Genomic DNA, 12382 nt, shown 5'->3' with positions numbered 1-12382 from the left:
AATTACTTAGCGCTGATGCCCAGCTTCTGTTCAAGATAGTGAATGCTGGTGCCGCCTTGCTGAAACGCCAGATCAGACATCAGGTCAGAATGCAGTTCCTTGTTGGTTTTAATACCTTCGACATACAGTTCAGACAAAGCTACGCGCATTCTGGCAATCGCTTGCTCGCGGGTGGCACCGTGCGTGATCAATTTACCGATCATGGAATCGTAATGTGGAGGCACTGTATAACCGCCATATACATGAGTGTCCATGCGCACGCCAGGTCCACCTGGCATATGGAAGCGGTTAATGAAACCAGGAGAAGGCACAAAATTGTAAGGATCTTCGGCGTTAATCCGGCACTCAATGGCATGACCGTTCAATACGATGTCACGCTGACGGAAAGGCAGTTTTTCACCGGCGGCAATAAAGATTTGCTGTTGTACCAGATCAATCCCGGTAATCATCTCGGTCACCGTATGCTCTACTTGCAAACGGGTGTTCATCTCAATGAAATAGAATTCGCCGTTTTCATACAGGAACTCAAAGGTACCTGCACCACGGTATTTGATTTTGCGGCATGCTTCAGCACAACGTTCACCTATCTTGTCGCGCAATCTTGCTGGTAATAAAGGTGAAGGCGCTTCTTCAATGATTTTCTGGTGACGACGTTGCATGGAGCAATCACGGTCACCCAGGAACACCGCATTTCCATGTTCATCGGCCAGTATCTGGATTTCGATATGGCGCGGGTTTTCCAGGAATTTTTCCATGTAAACCACCGGGTTACCAAAAGCGCTTTGCGCTTCGGCTTTGGTCATATTGACTGCATTTATTAATGCCGCTTCAGTATGCACGACGCGCATACCGCGGCCGCCTCCGCCACCAGCCGCTTTGATAATGACCGGGTAACCGACACGTTTGGCTGTTTTCACAATTTCAGCAGGATCATCAGGCAAAGCACCATCTGAACCAGGTACGCAAGGCACGCCAGCTTTTTTCATGGCATCCTTGGCGGAAACCTTATCGCCCATCAGGCGGATTGTTTCAGCACGTGGCCCGATAAACACGAAACCACTTTGCTCCACACGCTCGGCAAAGTCGGCATTTTCAGACAAAAAGCCATAACCCGGGTGTATCGCCTGCGCATCTGTTACTTCAGCAGCGCTGATGACTGCTGGAACATTCAAGTAACTTTTAGCGGAAGGAGCTGGGCCAATACAGACGGACTCGTCAGCCAATTTAACATATTTGGCATCGCGGTCGGCCTCGGAGTGCACGGCTACGGTTTTGATCCCCAGTTCACGGCAGGCACGTTGCACACGCAAGGCTATTTCGCCTCGGTTTGCAATCAGTATTTTCTCGAACATTTTTAACTCCGCGTCTTCATAGCTGCCTGGCTATTAGCCACGGCGCATTTTAATTTTGTTGCAGTACAACCTGTCGATAGCTGGCTGCCAAGTTCGGCAATCAGAATTTTTTCTAACATAAATATCAATCAGGGAATCTTAACCAATCAGGAATAATGGTTCGCCGTATTCCACTGGTTGGCCGTTTTCAACAAAGATTTTCTTGATCACGCCGGCATACTCACTCTCAATTTCATTGAGTAGCTTCATCGCCTCGATAATACATACCGTTTCACCGGCATTCACGCTGCTGCCAACGTCAACGAATGCTTTGGCATCAGGAGAAGAGGCGCGGTAGAAAGTACCGACCATAGGTGATTTCACTACTTTGCCTTCCACCTCCGGCGCTGGTGCGCTAGCAGTAGCGCCGGCAGGCGCAGCAGCTGGTGCTGCACTAGCCGGGGCAGCCTGGGCAGGCGCAGTTACATATTGTGTAACCGGCGCAACGCCAGTGATGGTGCGGCTGATACGTACTTTTTCTTCACCTTCGGTCAGTTCTAGTTCGGAAATTCCCGATTCCTCGACCAGATCAATTAATTTTTTGAGTTTGCGTAAATCCATAGAAACCTCGATTTAGAATGTTTTAATTATAGTTGTTGGATATGGCGATAAGCGGCGTAATAGCCTTCCGCGCCCAGACCGCAGATGACGGCCGTCGCGATATCGCTGAAATAAGAGTGATGCCTGAATGGCTCCCGTGCGTGCACATTGGAAAGATGTACTTCAATAAACGGTACTTTTACCGCTGAAATTGCATCACGAATCGCCACCGAAGTATGTGTGAAAGCCGCAGGATTGATGATGACATAATCCACGCGGTTAACAGACAATGTGTGTATCTTCTCAATAATATCCCCTTCAGAATTGCTCTGAAAGGTTTCCAGCCGTGCCTGATCCGCGTGCGCCAGTGCATGCAACCTCTGGTCGATATCTGCCAGGGTCTGGTTGCCATAATGCTGTGGCTCGCGTGTGCCAAGCATGTTGAGATTAGGTCCATGAATCACCAGGATAGATTTGGTGCCCATTTCACATGCCTTTTAAAGAGAAAGATACAACCTTCATGGCGCGAAGTTTGCCGAAGTTATTGCATTTTGTCCAGCAGAATTCGTCAATTACACAAAAGTGAAACATCGCTAATTTTGCTGTTAAGTGCGGGATCTTTGCTCCGAACATGCAGCGATTAAAGCATTGTATTCAATCAAATAACAGTTTGAATAGCCTACAACTTAAGTGCTTTTTGCAGCATTTCGCTGTTAACGCGGCCAAAGAAAATATGGGTGATTTCGCCCTGTGCAGAGACAATCACCGTATATGGCAAGACGCCTTTATTGTTACCCAAGGTCTCTGCCAGAGGCATGCCCTCATTCTCGGCAATCAGTAATGGATAGGACACCGGTGTGCTTTCGACAAACTCATGCACAGCTGCTGCTTCATCAATTGCCACGCCCAATACGGTAATGTCGGGGTGTGCAGTGGCTAGTTCGGAAATCTCCGGCATTTCATCACGGCAAGGTTCGCACCATGTGGCCCAGAAATTGAGGATCATAGGCTTGCCTTTGAATTGTGCTAACGGGTATGACTTACCTTTTTGATCGCTTAAGGTGGTATTCCAGAGCGCACTTACCGCAGTTTTATCAGGTAACGCCGTATCTGCGCCCATAAACTGATGGCGGTTCAGGTAAAGCCAGCGGAACCCGCTGCCAAGGACGACGATCAGCAGGACGGTCATTACGATACGCGCGACGTTACGCATGGTTAGGTCCTCCAAGTGCACGCAGTATTTTCAGGAAACGATCCGCATCGTGATAGCCTTTGATGACTGGCTGTAAAGGCTGGCCTTGACTATCAAAAAAGATGATACCCGGTGGGCCAAACAATTCGAATTTTTTAAGCAATGCTGCATCCTGCGCATTATTTGCTGTCACGTCTGCCTGCAATAGCACTATTTGATTCAATTCAGCCTGCACCTGATGATTTGTGAATACAAATTGCTCATATTCTTTACATGACACACACCAGTCAGCGTAAAAATCCAGCATCACGCGCTTGCCTTGTGCGGCGTGCACGGCTTGATCAAGTTCTTGCACATTATGCACACGTTGAAACTGTACTGCCCGCCCGCCAGTTTGTGGTGTGGATGCAAGATTCTGCAATGGCCTTAGTGGTGAGCTGGCTCCTGACCCGGCCCCGATCAGCAGGGCAACGCCATACAGTAATAAAAAGACTGCCGCGCCTTTGCTTAGCCTTTGCGCGGTAGTGGCTGTCGTCGGCAACGGATCAATGGCACGCAAATAAATAGCCGGTATGATACAAAGTGCTCCCCACAACAATAGCTGCACACTGGTTGGCAAAATCGGGCTGATCACCCAGATAGCGACGGCCAGCATTAGTACGCCAAACAGGCGGCGGATGGTGTTCATCCATTCGCCCGCTTTTGGCAGGATTGATCCTGCAGAAGCACCAATCAACAGTAAAGGCACGCCCATACCCAATGAGAGTGAAAACAGTGCTACGGCACCAAGCACCACATCATGGGTTTGACTGATATAGAGTAAAGCACCTGCCAAAGGCGCCGCCACGCAAGGGCTGATAATCAGGGCAGAGATGGCGCCCATCAGAAAGTCGCTGAGCAGATGTCCGCCTTTAAACCGGTGACTCCAGTTAAAAAAAGCATTTTCTACCGCACTTGGTAGTTTAAGCTCATAAAAACCGAACATGGAAAAAGACAAGGCCACAAAAATCAATGCACCGGCCGTTAATGCCCATGGTGTTTGCAGGGCGTTACTCAACAGTTGTCCGGATAAGCCGGCCGCCACGCCTGCCAGGGTATAGGTCAGGCACATGCCTAGTGTATAGGCCAGCGATAAAGTGAATGCTTTGGCGCGTGAGGCTTGTGCGTTTTTACCGACAATAATGCCTGACAAAATCGGAATCATTGGGAACACGCATGGCGTGAAGGACAAAAGTAAACCGGCGCCAAAGAAACCAGCCACGATTTGCCACCAGTGTCCCGATGAAAGCAGTTTTTCAGATACGCCATCGTCAACTTCTAATGCTGATGGCTGGCTGCTAGTGACTGCAACTGGCGAAGCAGATGGCGTTAATGGCAGGGATTTGGTCTGCGGCGGGTAACACAAACCTTTTTCGCTGCAACCTTGATACCGTATTTGCAGAACGGCTGGCGCCGTATCGGGGAAAACCACTTCTGCGGCGGTATCATGATGAAAAACCTGTTGCTGGCCGAAATTGGGATCATTTTTACTTTCGCCTGGCGGCAATGAAATGGTCGCTTTTTGATCTGCCGGTAACAGTTGTATGCGTTCACGATACAGATAATGACCAGGCGCGATAATAAATTTCACTTGCGCGTGTGTTTGATCTACTAGCGCAACTTCTACCTTGAACGCTTTATCTACCGGCAAAAACTCTTCAGAGTCTTCATCGGTAAATAGTTGGGAGAACCTTGAATCCGCGTGCACCGGTAGTGCAGTTGCCAGTAGCATCGCCAGGGTCGCCCACGCTTTAATCCATTTAGTGATCATTATCTTGCACCTTAATTAACCATGACCTATCAATCATGGCCTTATGCCAGCGTTTCAGCCGCAACCCAACGCAGATATTCCGGCAAACCCTCGTTGACATGGATAGCTACAATCTCGGGAAGTTCATAAGGATGCAATTCGCGAATTTTATCTGCCATTGCTGCATAGCCTTGCTGAGTGGTTTTAATCGTCAGCTTTACTTCATCTGCGGTTTCGATTTGGCCCTGCCATCGGTAAACCGATTTGACAGGGCTTGAAATATTCACACATGCCGCCAACTGTGCACTAACCAGTGCATGCGCCAGGATTTCTGCGCATGCCATATCCGGCACATGGGTAAACACGATTATAATTTCCTCTTTTGGCGTCATGTGCGCTGATTCACCACAGGATTACTGACATGCGTTTTATCATCTTTGCTATTTTACTGGCTTTTCCGTTTCTGGAGATAGCGGTTCTGATTGAACTTAGTCAGCGCTATGGTTGGTGGGTGCTCGCTTACCTGTTGATTATTGGTTTTCTTGGCCTCCAATTGATACGTGCTGAAAAAAACCTTATCGCAGCGCGTATGTTTCAACAGCTAGCGGCTGGTGGCAACCCGATTTCAGCCATGTTTTCAACCGCTCGCAATATGTTTGCCGGTGTGCTTTTGCTTATTCCCGGGGTCATCAGTGATGTGATCGCCGTCGTGTTATTGTTCATGCCAGCGAATAAGGCTGCTTCTGGCAGTACATCAAATAAGACTGGGTTTCAAGCCAGCGCCAATGATGAGGCGATTGAAGGTGAGTATACTGAAGTCAAAGAAGCCAAACCCAAAGACAACGTCGTGCATCTGCCAAAAAAAGATTAAGTCATCCTAAACTTCAAGCCTTACCAAGAAAATCTCTACAATATAAGCCATGAACCGGGTATTGATAGAAAACAGCGGCCACACGTTTGAAGTGCGCCCAAGCCAAACTGTGCTGGAAGCCGCAATAGAGGCGGGCATCAACATGCCTTATGGCTGCCGCAATGGCGCCTGTGGAGCCTGCAAAGGCAAAGTGCTTACTGGAAAAGTCTTTCATGACGACTATCAGGGCAGTGCCATGAGCGATGAAGAGCTGGCCAGCGGGCAAGCGCTGTTTTGTTGTGCGCGACCATTGGAAGACCTGGTGATTGAATGCCGCCAGATTGATATGGTGCAAGGAATCAAACCACGGATTTTACCCGTGCGCGTTCAGAAAAAAGAGCAGCTAACCGACGATGTCATGGTGTTGCACCTGCAATTGCCAGCCACTGAACCACTCACCTTTATGGCAGGGCAGTACCTGGAATTTTTGCTCAAAGACGGCCGCCGTCGTGCTTTTTCCATCGCTAACGCCCCGCATGAAGCAGGTTTCATTGAATTGCATATTCGCAAAATTGCAGGCGGCCAGTTTACTGAGCAGGTTTTCAGCGAAATGCCATTAAAAACCATATTGCGTGTTGAAGCACCGCTGGGCAGTTTTTTCTTACGTGAACAAAATGAAAAACCCATCATCATGGTCGCCGGTGGCACTGGATTCGCCCCAATCAAAGGCATGATAGAGCATATGATTTACCAGGGTATCCGGCGGCCGGTGTTGTTGTATCGTGGTGCCCGCCAGGTGACTGATCTATATATGGATGAACTCTGCCGGCGTTGGGCGGAATTTATGCCAAACATTACTTATATCCCGGTGATTTCAGAGAGTGAAACGGACGATGACTGGCAAGGCCGGCGTGGGCTGGTGCATCAAGCAGTCCTTGAAGACCATGCGGATTTGAGTGGCTTTGAAGTGTATATCTGCGGGGCGCCAGGCATGGTAGATATTGCTAAAGAGACTTTTATTGCGCAAGGATTACCGGAAGAAGAGTTTTACAGCGATGCGTTTACGTTCGCGCCGAAATAAGCTGGCTGAGATTTTGTTTCAATTGAAGGTTTTGGTCACTAAAAACATCTCACCTTTTCGACCCTAGGCAAGTGACTTTTCTTTGCTTGCTCAAAGAAAAATCATCAACAGAAAGACGGTCGCCTAGGTCGATAAGAAATTAGTACGTCACACAATTTCTTATCACACAAAGAAACTGAACATTTCCCAAAGAATACAATCCCAAGCCATATCCAAACAAACCAATACCCTAATTTTTCCAACACACTAAATCTAGTTTGCTCTGTCTGCTAGAATATAACCATGGATATTTACTTAATGCTGAAGGCCATCATCATGGGCCTGGTCGAAGGCGCGACCGAATTTATACCTGTTAGCAGCACCGGACATTTGATTATTGCAGGTGAATGGTTAAATTTTCTGGATAAAGATAAACGGGATGTGTTTGAAATCATGATACAGCTCGGCGCAGTGCTTGCCGTATGTGTCGAGTTCCGGCAACGCTTGATACACACCGTGCAACGTATTCAAACCGATCCTGACGCGCAACACCTGGTGCGTAACCTGGTTATCGCTTTCCTGCCCGCCGCCATCCTTGGCCTGGCTTTCCATCATCAAATCAAAGAATTTCTATTTTCATCCTTCACTGTCGGTATTGCGTTGATTGTCGGCGGTATATTGATTTTAATCATTGAAAAATTTGTGCCACCCGGCAAGGTGCAAGATATTGACCATATCAGTTTAAAACAGGCGTTGCAGATTGGTTTTGCCCAGTCACTGGCACTGATCCCAGGGGTGTCACGTTCTGGTGCGACAATTCTTGGCGGTATGTGCTTTGGCCTGAGTCGACAAACAGCTACTGAGTTTTCTTTCTTCCTTGCCCTGCCTATTATGTTTGCGGCGACTGGTTATGACTTACTAAAGGCGCGTGATTTGTTGTCTTTAGATGATGCCTTTATTTTCCTGATTGGCTTTTTCACTGCGTTCTTATCCGCGCTGGTAGTGATTCGCGCCCTGATTAAATTTGTCAGTCAGCATTCTTTCGCGGTGTTTGCCTGGTATCGCATCGTGTTCGGCATCCTTATCTTGTTGTTTTTTGCACACTAATCAAGCTGCATATTCACTTAAGGTGTAATGAATGAAAAATACACTTCTGAAAAAAATTCTCTATACAGTGGCCGCCATTTTTGGCGTGGCACTGCTGTTGGTAATTTATCTTGCGGTGACGTTTGATCCTAACGATTACAAGTCGACCGTGATCCAGTTAGTGAAAGATAAAAAGCAGCGTACCCTGGATATCAAAGGTGATATAAAGCTAAGCTTTTGGCCTAAAATCGGGGCTGACCTGGGTGAAATTACTTTATCCGAGCATCAGTCAGATAAGCAGTTTGCCGCAATCAAGGGCGCCAAAGTGGCACTTGCAGTCTTGCCACTGCTAAGAAAAGAAATTGTGGTGGATACCGTGTATCTGGACGGTGTGCAAGCCAATGTTATCCAGCATGCCGATGGCAGTTTCAACTTCGATGATCTGCTGAGCAAAGACGAGCAGGAGTCAGAGCAGATTAATTTTGACGTGCAAGGCGTTAAGGTCACCAATACACAAGTCAGCTACATTAATGAAGCTAGTGGTGCGAAATACACTGTGGACCAGTTTAACCTGACCACCGGGCAAGTGGCGCTTAAAACGCCGTTTGACTTGTCGGCTGATTTCCATCTGGTGGCCAACCAGCCGGTGGTGGATGCACTGGCAAAGATTAAAGCCAATGTAATGGTTGACCCCGAAGCCAAACATTTTGTGGTCAAAGGCCTGGACGCCACTATCAAAGGCGCTTTGCTGGATGGAAAAGACGTCAATGTCACAGCCCAGGGTGCGGTGGATATCGACGCAGCGCAAACCGCGCTGAATGTTTCCGGTTTGAAGCTGGCCATGCAGGGTGATTTTAATGGTGCCAAACGCGATGTCAGTTTGCAGGCGCCTGCGCTGGCAGTAAACCCCAAGCAGATTTCCAGCGAAAAAGTAATACTGGCGCTTAAGCAGCAGGATGCACAAGGTGATATCAATATGGATATCATCCTCGCTGAATTAAAAGGTAACCAGCAGGCGGTGGAGAGTAAAGGAATTACTGCTGATGTGAAAGTCAACGCCGGTGCCCGCAAAGTTGAGGGTCATTTTGAGTCTCCAGTGAAAGCAAACCTGGCGGATATGGTGTTTGATGTGCCGGCACTGGCAGGTAAGTTTGATATAAAAGACCCGGCCTTACCCAATGGCGCCATGCAAGGCCAGTTCAAGCTCTCAGCCAACGCTAATGTAAAGCAGGAGAAAGTGAAAACCACTTTTAACCTCAACCTGGCCGAAACCAAACTAAATGGCGATGTCAGTGTGGCGGGTTTTAAAACGCCGCATATCGGCTTTAAAGTGCATGCGGATACTTTAAACCTGAATGCTTTATTGGGTAATAACAATGCCAAGAAAGCGGAATCTAAAACAACCGCTGCCAGAGCAGATGCCAACCCTGGTAAACCAGCTGACCTCAGTGCATTAAAAACCTTATTCCTGGATGGCAGTATCAATATCGGCAAGATTATTTACAGCCCATACACGCTAACGGGATTGAATGTGGGCATCAAAGCCGATGGACAAAAACTGGCGTTGCAAGGCCTGGATGTCAAACTGGATGATTCACGTATTCACGGTAATGTGAGTATCAGCAAATTCAACAAGCCGCTATATACGTTTGACCTGAATATCGACAAACTGGATTTGAACCGGTATTTGCCACAGCAAACGCAAACGGCCACGGCTGAAAATAAACCTGCCGCCAAAACTGCAAGTACTGAAGAACAACCGCTGGATTTATCCGCTCTCAAAGCACTAAATGCGCAGGGAAATATCCGTATCGGCTGGTTGAAATATGGCAAGACTGAAGCTAAAAACCTGAATATTGGTTTGAAAGCCCAGGATGGCTTAGCGAGTCTTGACCCGTTGAATGTGGACGTTTACCAGGGGACTGTGCGCGGCGGTGTGAAAGTGGATGCGCGTGCGACGCCTGCCATCGCTATCAAGCAAAGTCTGCAAAACATCGCGGTCGGCCCACTGCTGGTGGATACGATTAATAATGATATGTTGTCCGGCACCGGCAATGTTAATCTGGATGTCACCGCGCAAGGTAATACGGTGACTGCATTAAAAAAGTCGCTGGGCGGCTCGGTTGATTTGCGCATGGCCGATGGCGCCGTTAAGGGTTTTGACCTGGCAGGGACGATACGCGATGCCAAAGGCAAGCTTAATTTGCTCAAAGGCCAAGCGAATACTGCAGCCGATCAAACCAAAAAAACTGACTTTAGCGAGCTGACCGCCACTTTTAATATCAAGAATGGCGTCGCGCATAACGACGACCTGGCAATGAAGGCGCCTATCTTCCGCCTGCCTAAAGGCGAAAGCAAAGGCGATATTGATATTGGCAAAGAACAGATTAATTACCTGGCAAAGCCTACGCTAGTCAACACGCTTAAAGGGCAAGGCGGCAAAGAAGCCGAGCAGCTTTCCGGAGTCGGTGTGCCTGTGAAGGTCACCGGCACATTTGCAGCGCCCAGGTTTGGCATTGATATGGCGACTCTTGGACAGGCATTGGCTAAATCAGCAGCATTGGATGCTTTGACCAATAAGCTGGGCGGCGATAAAGCTGGAGCAGTGAAATCCCTCATTGGCGGTGAAAATAAAGCCGATGCTTTAAAAGGTTTGTTAAATGGCAAATCAAAAAACAGTGAAAAAAGCGCTGAAGGTGACGCTGCTAAATCTGACGCTGGTAGCAATAATGAAGAAGCCAAGCCTGCAGATAATGCAAAGCAAAAAGCTTTGAAAAAGCTATTGAATTTCTAGCGTGAGTCTTTTCGCAGAAAAACTGATCGCCTGGCAACAAGTGCATGGCCGGCATGACTTGCCGTGGCAGCAAACGCGTGATCCCTACGCAGTGTGGGTTTCAGAGATCATGTTGCAGCAAACCCAAGTCAGTGCAGTGATTGGCTACTATGGCCGTTTTATGGCCCGGTTCCCCACCATTGCCAGCCTGGCAGAAGCTTCACAGGATGATGTGATGCAACACTGGAGCGGGCTAGGCTATTATTCCCGTGCCCGCAATCTGCACCATGCTGCACAAACCATTATGCGTGAGCATAATGGGATATTTCCGCAAGACTTTGACCAGATACAGACCCTTAAAGGCATAGGTCGTTCGACCGCGGCTGCTATTTCGGTATTTGCCTTCCAGCAACAACAAACTATTTTGGATGGTAATGTTAAACGGGTGCTAGCGCGATTACACGCGGTTGACGGCTGGCCAGGCCTGCCGGCGGTAGAAAAGCAATTATGGTCTCTGGCAGAAAGCTTATTGCCAGAAAAAGAGCTGCCTGTATATATCCAAGGCTTAATGGATTTTGGGGCGACGTTCTGTAAACGAAGCAAACCGCGCTGTGCCGATTGCCCGATGCAGGATCAATGTGAGGCTTTTTTACAACAACGCGTATTGCAATTACCCGCATCAAAGCCGCGTAAAGCAATTCCGGAAAAACAGACAACTATGCTGATGATTCTGGACGCCGGGGAGATATTACTGGAGAAGCGACCTAATCAGGGTATATGGGGCGGATTGTGGAGTTTGCCTGAAATAGTGCCAACGCAGGTTTCAGTGCAACAAGTCGAAGAGAGATATGGCATGCAAGCGGAGTCGCTAGAGGTATTGCCGGTGCTTTGGCATACCTTTACGCATTTCAGATTAGAAATTACTCCGCAGCCAATGCAACTGAGCGGTAAACGATCGTCATTGCCACCCAATATGCAGTGGCTATCTATGAATGATGCGATTGACGCTGCTTTACCAGCGCCAGTGCGAACATTAATTAAAACGCTGCAGCAAGCGCGATATTAAGTTATTCAACATTAGCCAGACGGAATACATGGCTGGCTAATTCAGATTGATTTGCTTTCACGTAATGAAGTAATGCCAGCCCATCTTCTGGCTTAATGCTAGCCTTCTGATAAATCACCGGTAATTCGAAAATAGAGATTTCACGCTCCACGATGTTCAGGTTGTTATGGGCGGAGCCCTGCAATACATCCAGTAATTTATCGTGGATATTGTCCGTCACGCGTGTGTATGGAAACAGGATCCAGAAATCAGTGCCCTCACGACCCACCAGGTCAGACTTCCTGAACGAGTTCTGCAAGTCATGCGTGAGCGAAGAAAGCTGACGCAACGCCTCAGGTGCCCCGTAAGCCTCTCCCAGACTATTGTCATCGCCATAGGCAATTTTTACCAAGGCGATATTGAAGTCATCAGCGTGCCTGATCAGCACTTGGCAGATCCAGTCTAATGTATCAATAAAACGACTACATAACTGAATATCGGAAATCATGAGGAACCTCTAAATAATTATAATGATTGATATGATTGGCATACAAAGAATGCTAAATCCAACGCTATCCTAGCAGAAACACCTTTATTAAGGCAGTGCAAAAAGCTTGAGAAAACCCTGCCTGTTTAAATTTATCCCGCGAATCGAC

12 protein-coding genes are annotated in these 12382 nt (G+C 48.0%); 5 read left to right on the top strand and 7 right to left on the bottom strand.

Annotated elements, in window-relative coordinates; translation table 11 throughout:
* Positions 1–2 precede the first annotated feature (2 nt).
* From accC to cutA, 6 genes are all read right to left on the bottom strand, one after another.
* A complete protein-coding gene (gene accC / locus ASG24_RS04675) occupies positions 3–1352 on the bottom strand; it encodes an acetyl-CoA carboxylase biotin carboxylase subunit (protein ID WP_055830804.1) in 1350 nt (449 codons plus the stop codon).
* 138 nt (positions 1353–1490) lie between these two features.
* Positions 1491–1952 carry an acetyl-CoA carboxylase biotin carboxyl carrier protein gene (accB, locus tag ASG24_RS04670; protein WP_055868559.1) on the bottom strand — a complete coding sequence of 154 codons (462 nt, stop codon included), beginning with the start codon at positions 1950–1952 and terminating at the stop codon, positions 1491–1493.
* Positions 1953–1978: 26 nt separating this feature from the next.
* Complete coding sequence (aroQ, locus tag ASG24_RS04665; protein WP_055868557.1) at positions 1979–2416, bottom strand: type II 3-dehydroquinate dehydratase; 438 nt, start codon at positions 2414–2416, stop codon at positions 1979–1981.
* A gap of 194 nt (positions 2417–2610) precedes the next feature.
* Positions 2611–3144, bottom strand: coding sequence for a TlpA disulfide reductase family protein (locus ASG24_RS04660; RefSeq protein ID WP_055868555.1), 534 nt, complete (start codon positions 3142–3144; stop codon positions 2611–2613).
* The gene (gene dsbD, locus ASG24_RS04655) at positions 3137–4933 is read right to left on the bottom strand and encodes a protein-disulfide reductase DsbD (protein ID WP_055868553.1); all 1797 of its coding nucleotides are present in this window, start codon (positions 4931–4933) and stop codon (positions 3137–3139) included. Before dsbD ends, ASG24_RS04660 begins: the two co-directional genes overlap by 8 nt.
* A gap of 41 nt (positions 4934–4974) precedes the next feature.
* Positions 4975–5304 (bottom strand): divalent-cation tolerance protein CutA, encoded by a 330-nt coding sequence (gene cutA / locus ASG24_RS04650; RefSeq protein WP_055868551.1) that lies wholly within the window; start codon positions 5302–5304, stop codon positions 4975–4977.
* Between the two features lie 29 nt (positions 5305–5333).
* Between cutA and ASG24_RS04645 the strand changes: the two genes are divergently transcribed.
* The 5 genes from ASG24_RS04645 to mutY all read left to right on the top strand — a co-directional run bounded on the left by ASG24_RS04645 (position 5334) and on the right by mutY (position 11747).
* Positions 5334–5783 (top strand): FxsA family protein, encoded by a 450-nt coding sequence (locus ASG24_RS04645; RefSeq protein ID WP_055868549.1) that lies wholly within the window; start codon positions 5334–5336, stop codon positions 5781–5783.
* 49 nt (positions 5784–5832) lie between these two features.
* Positions 5833–6843: a CDP-6-deoxy-delta-3,4-glucoseen reductase gene (locus ASG24_RS04640; RefSeq protein WP_055830817.1), complete on the top strand. Its 1011-nt coding sequence runs from the start codon at positions 5833–5835 to the stop codon at positions 6841–6843.
* 282 nt (positions 6844–7125) lie between these two features.
* Positions 7126–7929 carry an undecaprenyl-diphosphate phosphatase gene (locus ASG24_RS04635; RefSeq protein WP_055868547.1) on the top strand — a complete coding sequence of 268 codons (804 nt, stop codon included), beginning with the start codon at positions 7126–7128 and terminating at the stop codon, positions 7927–7929.
* A gap of 31 nt (positions 7930–7960) precedes the next feature.
* Entirely contained in the window at positions 7961–10702 is a 2742-nt protein-coding gene (locus ASG24_RS04630) for an AsmA family protein (protein ID WP_055868545.1), read from the top strand.
* 1 nt (position 10703) lies between these two features.
* Positions 10704–11747, top strand: coding sequence for an A/G-specific adenine glycosylase (gene mutY, locus ASG24_RS04625; protein ID WP_055868543.1), 1044 nt, complete (start codon positions 10704–10706; stop codon positions 11745–11747).
* A 1-nt stretch (position 11748) separates the two neighbouring features.
* Here the strand turns inward: mutY and ASG24_RS04620 are convergent, their stop codons facing one another.
* Complete coding sequence (locus ASG24_RS04620; RefSeq protein ID WP_055868541.1) at positions 11749–12234, bottom strand: hypothetical protein; 486 nt, start codon at positions 12232–12234, stop codon at positions 11749–11751.
* Positions 12235–12382 lie beyond the last annotated feature (148 nt).

The organism is Methylophilus sp. Leaf414, from assembly GCF_001425425.1.
Taxonomy (GTDB): domain Bacteria; phylum Pseudomonadota; class Gammaproteobacteria; order Burkholderiales; family Methylophilaceae; genus Methylophilus.
This window is presented reverse-complemented; position numbering and strand designations above follow the sequence as displayed.